This is a genomic window from Calothrix sp. CBUCES-K 9914, from assembly GCF_059640475.1.
Window position 1 is genome coordinate 1 of the sequence record NZ_JBXXZH010000080.1, and the last position, 18,907, is coordinate 18,907.

The window sequence follows — 18,907 nt, forward strand, 5'->3', positions numbered from 1 at the left end:
TTTATAAACGCGAACTATGTTTAGTACTTTTTTACCTCTATTTCCCTTAACCGAGCAGTATTGCAACGGGTTCTTGAAGCAATTGCCGAAGCAGAAGCAAGTGTAGGGCGCCGGGTCAACCCTTCTGGTACGCTACGGGTAAATTGCCCTGTTTCCTTTGGGCAATTGATGGTAATGCCCTACATCAAGGCATTTCTAGAGCTATACCCAGATATTAAAGTTGATTTAACAATGACTGACCAGTTTATCGACTTGGTAGAAGATGGTGTAGACGTAGCAATTAGAATTGGTAACGTTGAGGATACCTCGCTAATAACCCATCGAATTGGTGTTACGCGACGCATTACTGTTGGCGCCGCTAGCTATTTTGATAGCGCGAGTGAACCGCAAACGCCTCATGACTTAATCAATCACAACTGCATTGTTTACACACGATTAACAACCGGGAATGAATGGCACTTCCAAGGGAAAGAAGGAACAATAAAAGTAAAAGTTAACGGTAACTTTCGGGTAAATAATTCGACTGGTATACGCGAGGCAGTTTTATCTGGTTTAGGAATTGCCGTATCACCTGTGTGGCTGTTCGGCGATACAGTTAATACAAATGCATTAAAAGTTGTTCTTAAAGACTACCAACCAACTACTTTACCGATTTTCGCAGTTTATCGGAGGGGAAGGTTTACTAAAGCATTGGTACGCTGCTTTGTTGATTTTCTAGCTTCTGAGTATAAACTTAATCCTTGGGTTTCAGATTATGGTATTTCAGTCTAATAACCTTTTGAGTACATTTAAAATCGTCAAAAGTTAGTAAATCGCTAAGGTTGCCTGAACTATACCGAATCTAGTTTAATTATCGGAGCCAATTAGATATTTTTCAGGAGGAACAGGAAGAATAAATTATACTCATATTACTTCTTTCTTTTCTTCCTTTGTGCCCTTTGTGTCCTTTGTGGTTCGTTACATCAGGATATTTTTTTAATAAATTAGAAATATAGGAATTCTAAATTGTTTTTGAAAAAATTTAAGTATACGTAAGGTGGGCACTGCCCACCTTACATGTAGTACTGTCATAATTAGGAGTTGGTGGGTGACGCTACAAGTTTTATAACTACGTTGAAGTTTTTTCGTAGCGTCACCCACCCTACGCCACCAATTACCAATAAATCCGTTACATCCGTTGTATCCGTTGCAAATTAACCCATCTTTTTGTGCAATGTTTTAGATACAGACTGAGCCAGACTTTTCACTAAGATGTAAAGAATTGGCACTAAAAACAGACTTAAGAATGTAGCTAGTAACAGTCCTCCAAAAAGTGCTGTTCCTAAAGACCAACGACTACTTGCTCCGGCGCCCTCAGACAGAACCAAAGGTAAAAATCCCAACAACGCTGCAAACGAAGTCATTAAAATAGGTCTTAAACGTTCTTCTCCTGCTTTCACTGCCGCGCGTGTGTAACTCATACCTTGCTCGTGTAGCTGATTGGCAAATTCCACAACTAAAATTGCATTCTTCGCAGCCAAACCAATTAAAGTAACCAAACCTACTTGACAATAAATATCATCTACTACTTTTGGAAACAGGCTATCTGTCATAAAAATATTCGAGCGCAGCCAAATCGCTGTCATTGCTCCTAAAATAGCCAGGGGAACTGTGAGCAAAATAATAATTGGGTCAATGTAGCTTTCATACTGAGCCGACAGTACCAGAAAAACAATAACGATTGCTAAAAGGAAAATCAACCCTGTTGCTCCTCCAGATGACTTTTCTTGAAGATAAGTCCCCGTCCATTCGTAACCAAAACCTTGGGGTAAGACTTCTTTAGCTACTTCCTCCATCGCTTGAATTGCTTGTCCAGAACTGGCGCCGGGAGCAGGACTGCCTTGAATCTTAATTGCCCTGTACAAGTTGTAATGCGAAATGGTTTTCGGTCCGACAAAGGGCGTAACTTCAACCAAGTTGCTCAAAGGAACCATTGCTCCACTTTTAGAGCGAACATAAAGCTTACCAATATCATCAGGGTTAGAGCGGAATATTCCATCTGCTTGGACATATACCCGGTACTGTCGCTGTCCCTGGACAAAGTTATTTACATATTGCGACCCCAAGTAAGTTTGCAACGCTCCAAAGATTTGGCTCACATCTACATTCAGGGCTTTTGCTTGGTTACGGTTTACCTGAATATCAAATTGAGGAGTATTTGCAGTGAATTGAGTAAATACTCTTTGTAAAACAGGCTTCTTGTTTGCCGCTGCAATAAACTTTTGAGCATTTTCTACCAATGTTTCAATAGGCGCCGTCCCGGTTCGGTCTTGGATGAGAAACTCAAAACCACCCGTTGTACTTAATCCTCGAACTGGGGGAGCATTTACAGCAAGTACTCTCGCTTCTGTAATTGCAGAAAGCTTTTTATTCAGGTTCTTAAGTAGACCGTAGACGGACTGAGATTCTTTAGTTCTTTCTTTCCAAGATTTGAGACTGACAAACCCAAGTCCCACATTAGAAGCACTTCCATCAAAACCAAAGCCGCTAATTAAAAAAGTCGCTCTAGTTTCTGGAATTGCTGAGGTTTCCTTTGCAACACGATCCATAATAGATTCTGTGAACTTCAAAGAAACCCCGTCGGGTGCTTGGGCAATTACAAAAAAGTAACCCTGGTCTTCCTCTGGAATAAATCCAGTAGGTACTAATTTATACATAAAACCAGTTGCTAATAACCCTGCTATAAATACCCCAATTACAATTGGTTTAACATGGGTAAGGTAGCTAACAAGACCTACATATCGGCGCGTAAACCAGGCAAATCCCCGATTAAACAATCCAAAAAACCAGCCAAACGGACCCCATGCAGGTGCAGATGGACGCATGAGGATAGCAGCCATACTTGGAGAGAAGGTTAAAGCATTAAAGGTTGAGATGGCTATAGAGCAAGCAATTGTTAATGCAAACTGTTTATAAACAATACCAGTTGTACCTGGAATAAATGCGACGGGAATAAACACTGCCATCAAAACAAGTGAGGTAGCAATGACGGCACCTGTTAACTCTTTCATTGCCTCAATAGCTGCATCAAAGGGCTTCATCCCTTGCTCTAACTTAACTGCAACTGCCTCCACTACAATAATGGCATCATCGACAACTATACCGATTGCTAAAACGAATCCAAATAAAGTTAATGTATTGATTTGAAATCCCAAAACTAAAAGAGCCGCACATGTGCCAATTAAAGAAACGGGAATTGCAACAGTCGGAATAATTGTAGTGCGCCAGTCTTGCAAGAACACAAAAATAACTAACACCACCAAAACAATTGCTTCGGCTAAGGTATGTAAGACCTCTTCTAAGGAAATTTCCACAAATGGAGTTGTGTCAAATGATACTTCTGCTTTGAGTCCAGGTGGAAAACTTTTTGCTAACTCTTCTATCTGTGTTTCTACAGCATGGGCAACTTGCAAAGCATTACTACCTGGAAGTTGATATATTCCTAAACCCACGGCTGCTTTGGGCTGATTTCCTTGTAAAGTAAATTTGGCATCAGAGAGATAGTTTTCTGCTCCTAATTCAACTCTACCGATATCTGCAAGCTTGATCAAAGTGCCTCCAGTCCCAACTTTCAGCACCAAATTCTCAAATTCAGATGCGTCTTTGAGCCGACTAGTTGCCCGCAAAGCAAACTCAAAGCTTTGATTATCAGGCGCCGGTTCCTTACCAAGGGCGCCTGCACCTACCTGAATATTTTGTTCTTGAAGGGCAGTTGTTACATCTTGTGCAGTCAGTTGATTTTGGGCAAGTTTATTTGGATCAAGCCAGAGACGCATTGCGTATTTGCGCTCTCCAAAAATCCTGACGCTTCCTACACCGGGAACCCGTTTGATTAGATCGAGAACGTATAAATCAATATAGTTACTAATAAAAATATTGTCATACTCTGCATTATCTGAGTAAAAGCCATAAACCAGAAGAAGACTGCTTGATGCCGTTTCAACAGTAACACCTGTTCGCTGAATAGTATCTGGTAATTGAGGTGTAGCAAGGGCTTGTTTATTTTGAACGTTAACTTGAGCAATATCGCTATTTACACCAGTTGGGAAGGAAACTGTTATATTGCTTGAACCATCATTACCCGTATTAGATGATATATAAGATACATCTTTAACGCCATTAATTTGTCGTTCAATAATATTAGTAACTGTATTTTCCGTTGTTTGAGCATCCGCACCAGTATTAGTAGAAGTAACATTTATTTGAACCGGAGCAAGGTCTGGTAGTTGAGAAATAGGCAGAATTGGAATACAGATACTTCCCAATAACAAAATGATAAATGTACAGACTGTTGTCAGAACTGGACGTTTAATGAACGTATTGACAAACATAGACTAGGGTTAAGATTGGGGCTTTTGAATATCAGTTTGATTACCAGTTTCTTCAGGCGCCTGCATAATAGGGGCACCGTTAGTTAAATTGAGCAGTCCAGAAACAACGATTTTTTCACCTGGGTTCAATCCTTGGAGAACTTGATAACTATTTCCTTGAATAGCTCCTAACTCTACTGGCTTTTGTTGAGCTGTTAGTGAAGGCGTTCCGGGTTTGGATGGTGAGGCAGTTTGAGCGACAAAAACAAAAGTCTTCCCACCTAGACGAGATACTGCCGTAACTGGAATTAAAATTCCCGGACGTTGATCCCAGATAACTTTGGCTTGTACTGACTCGCGGTTAAGAAGTTGACCATTAGAATTGGTGAAAGTAGCTTTTGCTAAAACAGTTTGCGAATCAGAAGTGGCATTTGGAGAGATAAAACTAACTCTACCCATTGCGATAGATTTGCCTTTACTATCCAACAACTGTACTGGTAATCCTAAGCGCAACTGTTTGGCTCGGCTTAACGGAATGAATATATTCAAGTCAAAAGAATCATTTTTGGTCAGTGTAGTGAGTTGATCTCCTTTGCCTACATAGTCTCCTACCTTTACTGGAATGTTACCAACAACGCCAGTAAAAGGAGCTACGACTTTTGTATATTGCAGTTGGACTTGTGCTGCCCGAAGTTGTGCTGCTGCCTGAGCAACTTGCGCGCGTGCCTGGGCAATTTCTTCTATGCGGGGGCCATTTTCCTGTTGCCTTAAGTTTTGTTTTTGCTGTTCTACAGTCGCAGATAGGGCACTAATATCAGAACCTCTACCCTTACGAAGTTGCTCTAAGCGTTTTTGCGCTACAACAAGGGCTGCTTCAGCACTGCGCTGTTCCTTAAGATATCCTTCTAACTGGTCTTGAGAAACTGCACCATCTTGTCTTAATTGTTCATATCGCTTGGCTCGCGATTTTGCTAAATCCAAATCGGATTTAGCGGACTCAATTTGAGCGACCGCTTGCGCTATTTCTTGTGGCTGCGCTCCAGCTTGGGCATCTCTAAGTTTGGCTTGGGCTTGAGCTAATGTTGCTTTGGCTTGGGCAATTTGTTCAGGGCGAGTACCAGCTTTTAGTTCAGCAAGATTTGCAGTTGCTTGTTCTAACGCTGCTTTCCTTTGTAGTAGCAAGGCTTGGACATCATCACTTTGAAGACTAACTATGGTTTGCCCTTGAGATACCCGCGCGCCTTCTTTAGAAAAAATCTGACTAACTCGCCCTTCAACTTGTGGTTTGATTGTTACAGAACGTGGCGCCTCTAAAGTACCAATAAATATCGAAGTTTCTTGAACGGTTCCAGTTTCTACATCCGCTAGTTTGACACTCACTGCCATCGGTAACTTGGCTGCTGCCCCAGAAGAATCTGAAGGCACATTGTTTGCATGGCTAGCTTGCCACCAACGCCAACTAAAACCCAAACCTCCAATGGAAAGAATAATGAACAATATCAAAGGCCAACGTTGCTTTTGACGCGGCTTCAACGGTTGCTCTTGCTCTCTTGGTGAATCATGTAATTCTTGTTGGGCTTGACTATGATCTGTAACAGCAGACTGTTCTGCTTCAACGGGAACGGAATACTTTGGTAACTCAGGAGACATTTTTGTTCTGTATTTCTTTGGGTTAGATTTCATGCGCGAACTTTACTTATTGGTAAAGCGCTAATACCGTGTATAAACAATTTCACACAATTATCGATGTAGCATTCGCTACTGTAACCTAGGGTACTTGGGGTTGCAGTACGACGCAACATACCGGAAAGCAGCATACCTGTAAACATGTCTACTGCTGGTTTAAGCTCAAATTCTGCGGACACCGTACCGTTCTCTTGACCTTTCTTTAAGTACCGCACCAGTTGTTCGTTGAGCGATTGACAAGCATCATGTAGTATTTGACGGGCAGCATCAGGATGTCGCTTTGCCTCACCAATAAAAGTCCGAATTAGGGCTTCATGCTCTTCCAACATCTGGTTGTAAAGTTCTGCATAATGTTTGAGGTCAATGTGCAAGTCCTGAGTCCACTCATCTTGATGTGCTAAAGACTCTGCCTGCAAGCTAATAACTTGTTGGATGACAGCAGCTAGTAGTTGCTCTTTGCTTGAAAAGTGACGAAATAAAGTTACCTCATTCACTCCAGCAACGCGCGCTATTTCACGGGTTGTCGCTCCTGTCAAACCTGAAGAAGCAAAGACTTCGGTTGCCGCTTTTATCAACCGTGTGTGAGTTTGTGATGTCTTTGAAGCTAAATTCTCCATGATATTCATGCAAGTACTTGCTTGCATTATAAGCAATAAATCATAGAATAGAGACCGAATTAATACGGTCTATAATGAGTATATTTTTTGACAAATTAGATGGGATTGCTTGCAACAAATGCAACGGATGTAACGGATAAATTATTGGTTACAGTTAAGGTTCGCGAATCTGACCACCCGCAGTTATTTAAAATCAACCATCCGTTACATCCGTTCATCATCCGTTGCCAGTATTTCTTTTTACCATAGAGTTCACAGAGTAGTTGAGGTAAGAGAGTTAAGATTTAGAGGATATTCCACCATTTATATCTTACGCACACGAATCAATTCACAGAAGAATATCTAGATTTTTGATATATACTCAAAGCGGGTTATAAGTTTACTTTTAAAGAAGCGTTAAAATCTTTAAGATGCTTCGTTCCTCAGCATGACAAAAGTTCATATTTTAGCCGTTTTTAGTATACAATATTGATGATTATTGGTTAAACTGCTCCTACGATTAATACGTTTACTTGTTGTCCTGGTACAATTGATTTAGTCGCTTCTGGTAAGACAGCTAGTGCGTTGGTTTGCGCTAGGTTAATTAAGTTTCCTGATACTTGATTTCCACCTGCGATTTCAAATTCGTATTCTCCATTTGTTAGTTTTAATTTTCCCCAAATATAAGTTTCGCGTTTGCCGTCGGAACGTAGTTCAGTTGATGCTTTTGCTTTGATAAAGGTGGGTTGCCAGCCGTCTTTTAGTCCTGATAGTTTTTTAATTGCTGGTTGTACATATCGCCAAAATGTGACTAGTGCTGATGCAGGGTTACCTGGTAAACCGAAGTATATTTTATTATCAGGGAATGCTGCAACTGTTAAGGGTTTGCCTGGTTTCATGGCAACGCTACGAATGTGAAGTTTTCCACCTAGTGATTCGAGAATTTTTTCTACATAATCATATTCGCCTACTGATACTCCGCCTGATGAGATAATAATATCGGCGCCCCCAGAACTCTTACTAACAGCTTTTTCGATAGTCGCTTTTAATATTTCTTCATCATCGGGTACAATGCCATATGATATGGCTTCGGCGCCTAGTTGTTGTACCAAAGCTATTAGTGCATAATTATTTGAATCAACTATTTGCCCTGGCTGTAGAGTTTTATCTGCTGTGACTAATTCGTCTCCAGTTGATAATATTGCTACTTTGACTTTGCGGTAAACACATAGCTGATTGCATTGTGCAGCAGCCAAAACGGCTATTTCTGGGGCATTGATTACAATTCCTGGGGGTAATAATTCATTCCCTGCTTGATAATATGATGCTTTCTTTCTAATAAATTCTTGAGGTTTAGGCGCCGCTTGAATAAAAACCTGATTTTCCTCACGGTGCGTTACTTCCTGCATAACTATTGTATCGGCGCCTGCTGGAATGACGGCACCTGTAAAGATACGCGCGGCTTGTCCTGGTTGTAATCTAGATTTAGGCTGGCGCCCAGCAGGTATTTCTTCAATGATAGAAAGTACTGCGGGATTTTCAGTATTGCAGTTTTTTACATCCTCGTAGCGCACTGCATAACCATCCATCGCGGAATTATCCCAGTGTGGAAAGTCGAGATGACTAGTAATAGGTTTTGCTAAAATGCGTCTTTGTGCTGACATCAAGTCAACAATTTCCGTCTCTACTTGATTATCGAGGGGTTTTACTAAGCTGTATATAATAGCTTCGGCTTCATTAACAGGCAGCATAGAGATTAATTTATTATTAATTTATTAAAAAATCTTATTACATTACTTCAACTCTCTGTATACTCTGTGTCTCTGTGGTAAAAACATCGTAGAGTTAGCAAAGAGAATTAAGTACCATACAGGATAATAAAAAAAGAACCTATATTACTCAACTATTTTTAACTATTGCATAATTATGACCATCACAAAATATTCCCCTAAGCCACCAGATGAACCAAATTTTCCCAAAGCCGGTTTTGGGCGCCGTGCGATGGCTTTAGGGATTGATTTTCTGGGTGCTTGGCTTGTAAGTTCAGTGTTTGGTAGCAGTGACCCAGGTATTCAGGTTGTTCAAATACTAGTTTTTGTCCTAGCTTGGTTGATTTTACGGGTCGTTGTAGTTTACAACAATAAAGGTCAAAGTTTAGGGCGCTTTTGCTTTGACTTGAAGGTGCTGGAACTGGGAAAACCCATAATTCCTGATTTACTTACTTTGTTCAAACGCGAAGCTATCATTGGCTTGGGCGCCCTTTTAGTGTCGGTTGCTTTGGGCAATATCATCAGAAACCCAACTGCTATACTGCTAGTAATTCCCCTAGCTATCGATTGCGGTACGGCGTTTTCCGATACCCAATGGCAACAAGCACTGCATGACCGCTATGCTAGCACTATGGTCGTCTCATCACGTCGTGGCTATTCGCTTGATTTAAAAGTGAAGCGATTAGTTGAAAAAACACGGCGCAATGTGCGATTATAATAGCTTGTGTTAAATTCTCTTCAAGCTTTACCGTTGGTTTGAACAATTATGGCTAAGAGCAAAGGTGTCCGTATTGTAGTGACACTCGAATGTACTGAATGTCGGTCTAATCCTGACAAACGTTCACCTGGTGTATCGCGTTATACAACGACTAAAAATCGTCGCAATACCACCAATCGTCTAGAACTAAGTAAGTTCTGTACACACTGTAACAAGCACACGACTCACAAAGAGATCAAGTAAGGGAAACTAAGTAGGAATGAGTTACTATCGTCGTCGTCTTTCACCGATTAAACCCGGAGAACCAATCGATTACAAAGATGTTGATTTGCTACGTAAGTTTGTTACCGAACGCGGTAAAATTCTGCCACGTCGGATTACTGGACTGACAGCAAAGCAACAGCGCGATTTGACTTTATCTATCAAGCGCGCGCGGATTATGGCGTTGTTACCATTTATCAACGCCGAAGGCTAAATTGATTTTGGATTTTGGAGTTTGGATTTGTCTTTGACAATGAATGGATTTGCCAAAGTGTCCAAGTTTCCCAAAATCTAGAATCATATTTGTCTAACAATCTACAATCTAAAAAATATAGGAATTTTGTATTACATACTAGTTATATAATTCAGAAATCCAAGCTAAAATCCATTCATGTGCGTAGCAAAATCTAAAATCTAAAATCTAAAATTTAAAGGCTTGTGGAGAAGGGGACGCTAGTAGAATTTCGAGTTGGAGCAGACCGACGTCTGGGAGTATTTGACCGACCAGACGGTAAGACCCGTGTTTTTATAATTGACGAACGAGGTCAACCCCACAGCCTTGCCCCTCGGCAAATAACTTATACTGTGGCTGGAGAAACTTACCAGTCATCACAGATACCAAAGTTTTTGCAAGAGGTTGACGCTTACTTAGACCCGTCGAGTCTTGAGGTTGCCTGGGAGCTACTAGTTGAAGATAGTGAAACTGTAACGCCTCGCCAAATGGCGGAACTACTATTTTCCGAATCTTCACCCGCTCAATGTTATGCTGCTTATTGGTTATTGTCGGACGACAAAACTTACTTTAAGCAGAAAGGAGATGCATACGAACCCCGAACTGCTGCACAAGTCGCAGAACGGAAGCATCAATTAGAAGTAGAAGCTCTCAAAGTTAGAGGGCAACAAGAATTTTTAGAGCGAGTTGAGAAAGCACTTAAAGGTGAATCTGTTGAGTGGCAGCGACACGACCGTCATCGTATCGAAGCACTTGAAAAGTATGCCGCACTACTTGCCGATACTGCTAAAGCAGGTGTAACTTACGATACAGTAGCGCGCGCTTATCCTCCAAGTGCGCCAGTGCTGGAGACAATGAACCTACTGGGGCGCCCTGCAACACCACAAGGAGCTTTTCAACTTTTGACCGACTTAGGTATATGGAGTCCCCATGAAAACCTATTTTTGCGTCGTTCGTCAATTCCGGTTCAGTTCCCTAGTAAGGTAATAGAAGTGGCGCTTTCTCGTTTGGATTGTATCCCACCAGACAAAGACATCGACCGTCTCAATTTAACGCACCTCAAGGTGTATACCATTGATGATGAGAGTACAAAAGAGATTGATGACGGTTTAAGTTGGGAAAAACTACCAGACGGACGCGAGCGTATATGGGTTCACATCGCTGACCCCACACGCTGGTTGATACCAGAAGATGAATTAGATTTGGAAGCACGAAAACGCGGCAGTACCGTATATTTACCTACGGGGATGGTGCCAATGTTCCCCGAACTATTAGCGACAGGACCAATGAGCTTAGTTCAAGGTCGGGAATGTTGTGCTTTAAGCTTTGGCATTATATTAGATTCTTCCGGAGCAGTAATAGATTACAGTATTCACGCTAGCTTAATTAAGCCTACATATCGTCTCACCTACGAAGATGTTGACGAAATGTTGCAGCTAGGAGTTCAAGCCGAACCAGAAATCAAAGATATAGCTTTAGCTGCAGAGAAACGCAAAACATGGCGTTACGCTCAAGGGGCAATTAGTATTAATATGCCCGAAGCGATGATAAAAGTAAAAGACGATAACGTTAGCATCGATTTGCTTGATGATTCTCCTTCACGTCGGCTTGTCGCTGAAATGATGATTGTTGCAGGAGAAGTAGCCGCGCGGTACGGTAAAGAAAATAATATACCTCTACCTTTCCGTGGTCAACCTCAGCCAGAATTACCACCAGAACAAGAATTAATTTTATTGCCTGCTGGATTTGTACGCGCGTGTGCAATGCGTCGCTGTATGCCTAAAAGTGAAATGAGTATCACACCAGTTCGTCATGCGGGTTTGGGATTGGATACTTATACACAAGCAACCTCCCCAATTCGTCGTTATAGTGACTTGCTTACTCACTTCCAATTAAAAGCCCACTTACGTGGTGAAGTATTGCCTTTTACCGCAGACCAACTTCGAGAAGTGATGATGATGGTAACTACAGTCACTCAAGAAGTGACAATGGTAGAGCGGCAAACAAACCGTTACTGGGCACTTGAGTACTTACGTCGTAATCCTGATGAAATTTGGGAAGTTACTGTATTAATGTGGTTACGTGAAGATAGCGGACTAGCGCTGATCTTAATCGAGGATTTGGGATTGCAGTTACCAATGGTTTTCAAGCGTCCAGTCAACTTGGGAGAAGAAATACTAGTAAAAGTCAGCTTATCTGACCCGCAAAAAGATGTAATTCAATTCCAAGAAATCATCTATCAAGAAGCGCAAACAGCAGCAAATTAATTTAATAATTTAACTAACAGTTTAACTAACAGTTTAAACTGTCACATTCCAGCTTTGTTAGAAATCTAGCAGGCTTCATACTGGTAAGTATAGGCTTTAGATTTAACTAACAGCGTTGGAGTGAGCTATGCTATTCGATAATTTTTCCCGCAAGTTGCGTACTGAAGCGCAGCTATGGCGTGATGATGGATTGATTGATCAACGTTTATACGAACAGCTTGCTGAAAGGTATCAATTTAATCACCTTGAAGCAGAGGGACGCGACCGTTTTATTTTTATACTCATCGGTCTAGGCGCCATATTACTCGCTTTGGGTGTAATAACCTTTGTAGCAGCGAATTGGCAAGCGTTATCACGTGAAATTAGATTAATACTATTACTAAGCTTATTTTTAACTACCAATATTGGTGGTTTCTACTTATGGCGCCAACAAGTGCCTACTTCTATTTCAGCAAGAAGAACGCAACGCCGCAAGCGTACATTTGGAACAGCTTTGATACTTCTCGGTAACTTGCTAATAGGCGCCAACATGGGATTATTAGCACAAATGTTTCATATTGGTGGTTCTGGATATGAGCTTTACTTAGCTTGGGGTTTAGCTGTTGTATTGATGGCGTGTAGCTTGCATATCACAACGCTTGGAGTACTTGCCCTGATTTTATTACAAATAGGTTACTGGACAGGACTTTCAGAAATATATTATTGGGAAAAGTATCAAAGTTGGGGACATGTGATGATACGACATATGCCCCTAATTTTAGCTGTAGTATTTGTACCTTTGGCTTATTTATGCCGTTCACGATGGATTTTTAGATTAAGCGCAATCGCTATTGTCACTAACTTACAATTTAATCTACGTTATTTTGAGGCATTTAGTCTAAATACACCGTTTTGGACGTGGTTAACTGCACTTGCCCTACCGCCTGCATTACTCTGGAGTTATAATGACTCGCTATTCTTGAGATTAAACTCAAGCTTACAGCGATTTCAACCAACCGCGCGTACTTTAACTTTTGTATTTTTTGGTATCAATTTCTATATCTATTCCTTTCGTTGGCTATGGGAGTACAGTAGCCAAGGGTATACTCAAAATGTCTCTAATTCGGCGCCATTTTGGTTTCCTGTAATAGATGTAGTTATTTTTACTCTTCTCGCAATATGGCAGTGGTGGAATTTATTACGTCCTAGACAGAATACTCGAATTGAAGCAACTAATATTTTTGTTAGCTTTTTTATTCTTGTTAGTAGTGCAGTTATAGCATTGTTTCACGGACGCACTATCACCCCCGCAATTTCTATTTTTACTTTCAATCTACTTTTAGCAATATTAGCTTGCTGCTTAATCAAAGAAGCACTTGAATTAGGAAAAAGAGGCGCCTACTGGGGTGGAATTATATTGCTAACGCTGCAAATTATTAGCCGAATGTTAGAGTACGAAACTCAGTTACTATTCAAATCATTTGTTTTTATTTTATGTGGAGTCGCAGTCATTGGCGCCGGAATTTGGTTTGAACGTCGCACAACCAACACCACACTAACCAACCAAAACCCCGACCCGTAGCACAGGCCGGAATGCCTGTGCAGTGAAAATAATTCTTCTTACCACAAAAACACAGAGAACACAGAGAAAGAACCGAAATGAAAACTTGGCGATTTGCAATACCCCTTCTTATCCAAACAGCCTTTATCCTCTCCATCCCAGCACAAGCAGTATACACCCACATAACAGGAAAAACGGTTGTATTACAAACTGTACCAGTAGACCCCTACGACTTACTACGCGGTTATTCACAAACCCTTAGTTACGATATTTCTCCTCAAGACAACTTAAAAAAACTCCCAGGTTGGGACGAAGTAGTCAAAAAATCACCTGGTAAAGACAAACAGTATGCTCCTATTGCCGAGAACACAACTATTTACGTAACATTACAACAACAAAAACCATCACAACAAACGGCGCCAACACCCTGGAAACCTATACGTGTTACCCCAGAAAAACCCACATCACTGGCGCCGAACGAAGTAGCAATTAAAGGAACTTCCCAGTATAATACAGTCAACTACAACCTAGAAACTTACTATTTACCCGAAGATCAACGAGACAAAATCAACAAAGACATCTTGGAAGCACAAAAAGTTAAACTAGGAGAAAAACAACCATTTGTAGTAGAAGCAAAAATTGATCCCCAAGGAAACGCCATCCCACTAAGCTTATGGGTAAAAAATCGCAATTACCGCTTCTAAACCCAAGCAGTTCTTGTGGAGGAAAAGTTAAACAGATGGCGGAAGCTTGGTTAGAGTGGGGTAAAAATCAGGGATATCAAATCTAAATCAATTGTTTAATAATATACACAATTGCGCTGCAAAACTCTTCGTATTCACCATCGATATTAGTTTGCTCAAAACCTTGAACTAATATTTCTTTTTCCTCACTAGAAAGGTCTTCAAAACCTTCTAAAGCACCTTCTATTGCCTGACTACGTAAACTTTTTACCTTATCTATATTTAAATCAAGCTTATTAATTGTTATCTCAGCAGCAGATTTTTCATTTATAGCTTCTGTCGCTAGTATTTGTCCATCCTCAGTATATCTAAAAAAATCAGTACAGTTTTCTATCAAAGGCGAGACAGTTAGGTTCTCATCATACCACTCATCTTTTTTCTTGCCACAGTGTATCGGTTCTCTTGATTTTGTTTAGTAACTGTCATTCTTAGTGGTGAGCGTCGCACCCGTAAATTTGAGAAATCAGGAATTAATGAACTGACTGCTTCTCTTACTGCTTGTAGTTGACGATTACGGTGTGAAGGTTCATCTTGCCTAACTTCATTCTCTAAATCTTCTAACTTCTTAAACCACTGAAAGAAATTATTAAAATTTATTTGTACACCATTTAAAGCTTGTTCGTAAGCATCTGTTTGCCGCACCAAGTCTTCTGTATCTGTATCTAATGATATATCAATAACTGCACGATTCACTCTGTAATAAACCGCCAACGGCAAAGTCGTGTTAAGATTTGCTTGCCAACGACTATTGATTTGTTCTGTAATCGAAATTAATTGCTCCTCGTGACTATTAGAATTTATTCCATTTTCACGTACTTTTGTTAGAGACCAAGTTGTTAAAGACGAATCAAGACAAACTGTAATTATATTAATAGTTTCATTCTGCCCAGTACTAATATCTTGGTCTTCTAAATTACGTATCCTGTTTGCGTTCTGTAATAAATTTAATGAACTACCATTACTAGTATATAAATTAATATTTCCATAAATACTACCTCCAATATTAATTTGTTGCCCTAATATATTTATAGCCGTATTGTTATTATAAAAATCATTATTATCTCGTGTAATTCTACCTAGCAACTGAGACAAAAGAATAGCAAGGCATTCTAAAATACTTGATTTGCCAACACCATTAATTCCAATCAACACTCCCAGACTTGTATCGCTAAATTCAAGTGTTAAATCACCGATACCTCGGAAAGATTTCATTTCTAGGCGCCGGACTTGCATAATTTTTCCTAAAATATATTATGACTATTATTAATAAGTATTATATATAATACTTTAATACTACTTTTGTCTCAAAAATCCGAAATCACAAACATTTTAAGCCTGCGAAGGCAGGCTTTGTTCGTGTAGTCTCACCCTTATAGGGTGTGGCAAAAATTATAACGTAACGAAACATTTTGTAACAAAAAATTAATAATCCGTTACAGGTTGAGCAATCAATTCCTGACTACGAGTTCACAATAACCTTTTGCAGCGTGCTAGTAAAGTCAGGGTAAGAAACACTAGCAGCCTCCGCGCGATTTACAGTAGTAGTACCTTTAGCATTGAGTGCAGCAATAGCTAAACTCATAGCGATACGGTGGTCGGTATGACTATCCACGTCACAACCTACTAACGGAGTACCACCTGTAATTTCCATACCGTCGGGTAGTTCTGTAACTTTGGCGCCCATTTTTATCAGCTGCTGTGCCATTACAGTAATACGGTCACTTTCTTTAACTCGTAGTTCTTCAGCATCTTTTATTACTGTCGTACCCTCGGCAAATACGGCAGCTACTGCTAAAATAGGAATTTCGTCAATTAGACGTGGGATTATACCTCCTGCTATGGTGCAGCTCTTTAACTTGCTAGTACGCACGCGCAAATCGGCTACTGGTTCTCCTGCTACTTCGCGTTGATTTTGTAACTCAATATCGGCGCCCATCATTTCTAATGCTTCTAGTACGCCAGTGCGTGTAGGATTAATACCGACGTTCTCAATTACTAGCTCAGAACCAGGGACAATTGCCCCAGCAACTAGCCAAAAGGCTGCGGAACTAATATCACCCGGTACAATTACGTGTTGACCATGTAGTGATTTTCCGCCTGTGACAGTTACACTTTTAGAATCAGGGTCAACTTCTAAGGAAGCACCAAACGCGCGTAGCATCCGCTCGCTGTGGTCACGCGATATCGCGGGTTCAGTAACGGTTGTCTTACCCTCTGTCATTAACCCAGCTAGCAAAATGCAAGATTTAACTTGCGCGCTGGCTATCGGTGAATGATAGTGAGTCGGTTTTAGTGCCTGTCCTTGAACAGCTAAGGGAGCTAGCGAATTTTCCTTTCGCCCCCAAATATGGGCGCCCATCTGCTGCAAAGGTCTAACAACGCGCGACATTGGACGCGAACGCAGTGAGTTATCGCCGGTAACAGTAAAAAATCTACCTGGATGCGAAGCTAAAATTCCCAGCATCAACCGTAACGTTGTTCCTGAGTTACCCGCATTGAGAATATCAACGGGTTCAAGCAAGTTACCTATGCCAATACCTGTTACTGTTACCAACTCAGTATTCAGTGGCGAAATTTTTGCCCCCATAGCCTGAAAGCAACTCGCTGTGCTCTTCGGGTCTTCTCCAAGGAGTAAACCTTGAATTTTCGTTTCTCCTTGTGCCAAAGCACCCAACATTAGGGCACGATGAGATATAGACTTATCACCTGGTACGAGTATGCGACCCTGTAAGGAAATACCAGAATCGGTCTGGTTAATAACTAAAGAAAGCGAAACGTCTTCTTTTGTTTCTACGGTTATAACAGAAGGCGACATTAGGATAAACTGGCGTGTGACTGCGAACATAATCCTACCGCTTTCTATGACCAGGCTGCTCTATCTGGTTTGAATTTATTTTCGTTCTAGTTTTACGGTTGTTTTGCATTGCCCTATTTATCAGGATGCTAGGAAAGCTCAGGAATTTACCTCTAGTCCGTGTTTTGCTCTTTTTCTTAATTGGAACTTAATTGCCGGTATCGCTCCCATGCTGACACACCAACGCAAGCCCGTATGCCTATCGCTAATCTCCACAGACCTGCCCGTGTGGTCTGTCGTCGAAACTGCGGCAACATTATATCAAAAAGACAGCGATAGATTTCATCTACTCCTAACCGCGCCGCACCAAAAAAATAGTGAATCCGTTCGGACGCGCGAGGAGATTTATCCAAGCTGTAACATACCAACTCCAGGTAGCCCTCGAATTATATGGCTTGAAATATCGCCGTATCGCGTCACTATGACCATGCAAGGAAATGCACAGTTAAGTTACCGCCACTTCTGGGAACAGGGTGTCTGCGGTGTAAGTAGGTATTGGTTACCAAGCGAATCATTTCAACCTCATGAACCAATTCGTCTTCGTAATTACACGAAGAGTCTCATCCTCAATGGACACCCCTTACCCGAACATCTACGAGTTGAGTATGAATTATGGTCAGGAAAACTTCAGCTGGGAACTTATATTTTGAATTTGGAGATTAAGCATTAGTTGAGAATATCTGATTGCTAATAGTTAACAGTTAATCGCTCCCGTTCCAGGGTTATGGTTAGTAGTTTTATTTATGAGTGAGGAATGATTTGGGTGAACTTACCTACTAACTATTTCCCAATTCTCTATTCTATTATTTAGAATAACTAGGCTCATTACCTGGTTTCCATTTTATATTGCAACCTATACTTGGCTTTTGATCCCCTGCTATTACAGTACCTTTTAGCATAGAATCTATCGCCAAGCGCAAGTCTTTTCCCGTAACTGCCTCATTATTACTTGGACGACTATCATCTAATTGTCCACGATATATTAATTTATGTTCCGAATCAAATAAGAAAAAATCTGGTGTACAGGCAGCAGTATAAGCCTTCGCCACTTCTTGACTTTCATCGTAACAAACAGGATACTTTAAATCTAGTTCTATTGCCATTGCTTTCAATGACTCAGGTCTATCATCAGGATACTTATGGGCATCATTTGCACTAATTGCCACAATATTCAAATCAGTATTTAAATAATCTTTCCCTAACAGTGCTAATTCATTCTTGATGTGCTTTACAAATGGGCAATGTTGACATATAAACATTACTAATAACGACTTTCCCTGATAATTAGAAAGCTTAATAGTTTCTCCCGATACCACATTCGGTAATGAAAATTCAGGCGCCTGCGTGCCGAGTGTAAGCATTGTAGATGCTGTTAAAGCCATAACACATTAAACCAAAAGTAATAGAGATGTTGACGAGTAACTAATAATAATCATAAACCCGCCCCAACACATCAACGTGTAGGAGCGGGTCTTATTATATTGCCGCACAAAGTTACAACAAGTTTCTAGTTAAAGGTTTTGTAGTTAAAGGTTTTCTAACTAAAGGTTTTGTAAGAATCCAATAACACCATGTCCAGTAAACACTTCCAACGCAATCAGCGAAATAAAACCAATCATCGCTAAACGACCATTGAGCAACTCAGCATAAGGAGTGAAACCAGTACGGTCGCCTTGAGTATCAACATAAACCTTTGGCTCAAGAGCAAAATTGTTCATTTTACCCTGCTCGTCGATGATAGCACCTTTGTAAGTCATGAGAATTCCCTCTCTTAAATATTTATTGCCTTCTTTGTAAACAATTGTAAACAAATTATTAACTTATGTAAAGAGGATTAAGCAATTTTTTGTTTTTGTAATATCCAACTCTAACCTGAAGCATCCTGTTATATG

General features: G+C 40.6%; 17 protein-coding genes. 8 read left to right on the plus strand and 9 right to left on the minus strand.

The window, feature by feature from the left end; translation table 11 throughout:
- Window positions 1–60: 60 nt before the first annotated feature.
- Window positions 61–771 (plus strand): substrate binding domain-containing protein, encoded by a 711-nt coding sequence (locus tag AC2JBO_RS18935; RefSeq protein ID WP_496955201.1) that lies wholly within the window; start codon window positions 61–63, stop codon window positions 769–771.
- 422 nt (window positions 772–1,193) lie between these two features.
- Here AC2JBO_RS18935 and AC2JBO_RS18940 read toward each other — a convergent pair whose 3' ends face one another.
- The 4 genes from AC2JBO_RS18940 to AC2JBO_RS18955 all read right to left on the minus strand — a co-directional run bounded on the left by AC2JBO_RS18940 (window position 1,194) and on the right by AC2JBO_RS18955 (window position 8,382).
- Entirely contained in the window at window positions 1,194–4,370 is a 3,177-nt protein-coding gene (locus AC2JBO_RS18940; protein ID WP_496955202.1) for an efflux RND transporter permease subunit, read from the minus strand.
- Between the two features lie 9 nt (window positions 4,371–4,379).
- On the minus strand, window positions 4,380–6,032 hold the full coding sequence (locus AC2JBO_RS18945; protein ID WP_496955203.1) for an efflux RND transporter periplasmic adaptor subunit: 1,653 nt from the start codon (window positions 6,030–6,032) through the stop codon (window positions 4,380–4,382).
- Window positions 6,029–6,661, minus strand: coding sequence for a TetR/AcrR family transcriptional regulator (locus tag AC2JBO_RS18950; RefSeq protein ID WP_496955204.1), 633 nt, complete (start codon window positions 6,659–6,661; stop codon window positions 6,029–6,031). Before AC2JBO_RS18950 ends, AC2JBO_RS18945 begins: the two co-directional genes overlap by 4 nt.
- 473 nt (window positions 6,662–7,134) lie before the next feature.
- Window positions 7,135–8,382 carry a molybdopterin molybdotransferase MoeA gene (locus AC2JBO_RS18955; RefSeq protein WP_496955205.1) on the minus strand — a complete coding sequence of 416 codons (1,248 nt, stop codon included), beginning with the start codon at window positions 8,380–8,382 and terminating at the stop codon, window positions 7,135–7,137.
- Between the two features lie 175 nt (window positions 8,383–8,557).
- On the opposite strand from AC2JBO_RS18955, the gene AC2JBO_RS18960 reads away from it, so the two are divergent.
- The 6 genes from AC2JBO_RS18960 (at window position 8,558) to AC2JBO_RS18985 (ending at window position 14,122) form a co-directional block, all read left to right on the plus strand.
- The gene (locus AC2JBO_RS18960; RefSeq protein ID WP_496955206.1) at window positions 8,558–9,118 is read left to right on the plus strand and encodes an RDD family protein; all 561 of its coding nucleotides are present in this window, start codon (window positions 8,558–8,560) and stop codon (window positions 9,116–9,118) included.
- A gap of 48 nt (window positions 9,119–9,166) precedes the next feature.
- Window positions 9,167–9,361, plus strand: a complete 195-nt coding sequence (rpmG, locus tag AC2JBO_RS18965) for a 50S ribosomal protein L33 (protein ID WP_223985927.1) — start codon at window positions 9,167–9,169, stop codon at window positions 9,359–9,361.
- 16 nt (window positions 9,362–9,377) lie between these two features.
- On the plus strand, window positions 9,378–9,593 hold the full coding sequence (gene rpsR / locus AC2JBO_RS18970) for a 30S ribosomal protein S18 (RefSeq protein WP_019490626.1): 216 nt from the start codon (window positions 9,378–9,380) through the stop codon (window positions 9,591–9,593).
- A 224-nt stretch (window positions 9,594–9,817) separates the two neighbouring features.
- On the plus strand, window positions 9,818–11,878 hold the full coding sequence (locus AC2JBO_RS18975) for a ribonuclease catalytic domain-containing protein (RefSeq protein ID WP_496955207.1): 2,061 nt from the start codon (window positions 9,818–9,820) through the stop codon (window positions 11,876–11,878).
- Between the two features lie 127 nt (window positions 11,879–12,005).
- Window positions 12,006–13,439, plus strand: coding sequence for a DUF2157 domain-containing protein (locus AC2JBO_RS18980; protein ID WP_496955208.1), 1,434 nt, complete (start codon window positions 12,006–12,008; stop codon window positions 13,437–13,439).
- Between the two features lie 77 nt (window positions 13,440–13,516).
- Complete coding sequence (locus AC2JBO_RS18985) at window positions 13,517–14,122, plus strand: GDYXXLXY domain-containing protein (RefSeq protein ID WP_496955209.1); 606 nt, start codon at window positions 13,517–13,519, stop codon at window positions 14,120–14,122.
- A gap of 82 nt (window positions 14,123–14,204) precedes the next feature.
- Here the strand turns inward: AC2JBO_RS18985 and AC2JBO_RS18990 are convergent, their stop codons facing one another.
- From AC2JBO_RS18990 to aroA, 3 genes are all read right to left on the minus strand, one after another.
- Window positions 14,205–14,498 carry a hypothetical protein gene (locus AC2JBO_RS18990; RefSeq protein WP_496955210.1) on the minus strand — a complete coding sequence of 98 codons (294 nt, stop codon included), beginning with the start codon at window positions 14,496–14,498 and terminating at the stop codon, window positions 14,205–14,207.
- 11 nt (window positions 14,499–14,509) lie between these two features.
- On the minus strand, window positions 14,510–15,394 hold the full coding sequence (locus AC2JBO_RS18995; protein WP_496955211.1) for an AAA family ATPase: 885 nt from the start codon (window positions 15,392–15,394) through the stop codon (window positions 14,510–14,512).
- 226 nt (window positions 15,395–15,620) lie between these two features.
- Complete coding sequence (aroA, locus tag AC2JBO_RS19000) at window positions 15,621–16,976, minus strand: 3-phosphoshikimate 1-carboxyvinyltransferase (RefSeq protein ID WP_496955232.1); 1,356 nt, start codon at window positions 16,974–16,976, stop codon at window positions 15,621–15,623.
- Window positions 16,977–17,184: 208 nt separating this feature from the next.
- Here aroA and AC2JBO_RS19005 point away from each other — a divergent pair, with 208 nt between their 5' ends.
- Window positions 17,185–17,685, plus strand: coding sequence for a hypothetical protein (locus tag AC2JBO_RS19005; protein WP_496955212.1), 501 nt, complete (start codon window positions 17,185–17,187; stop codon window positions 17,683–17,685).
- Between the two features lie 133 nt (window positions 17,686–17,818).
- On the opposite strand, the gene AC2JBO_RS19010 is transcribed toward AC2JBO_RS19005, so the two are convergent.
- The gene (locus AC2JBO_RS19010; protein WP_496955213.1) at window positions 17,819–18,397 is read right to left on the minus strand and encodes a thioredoxin family protein; all 579 of its coding nucleotides are present in this window, start codon (window positions 18,395–18,397) and stop codon (window positions 17,819–17,821) included.
- 159 nt (window positions 18,398–18,556) lie between these two features.
- Entirely contained in the window at window positions 18,557–18,772 is a 216-nt protein-coding gene (locus tag AC2JBO_RS19015) for a CAB/ELIP/HLIP family chlorophyll-binding protein (protein WP_496955214.1), read from the minus strand.
- Between the last annotated feature and the right edge of the window lie 135 nt (window positions 18,773–18,907).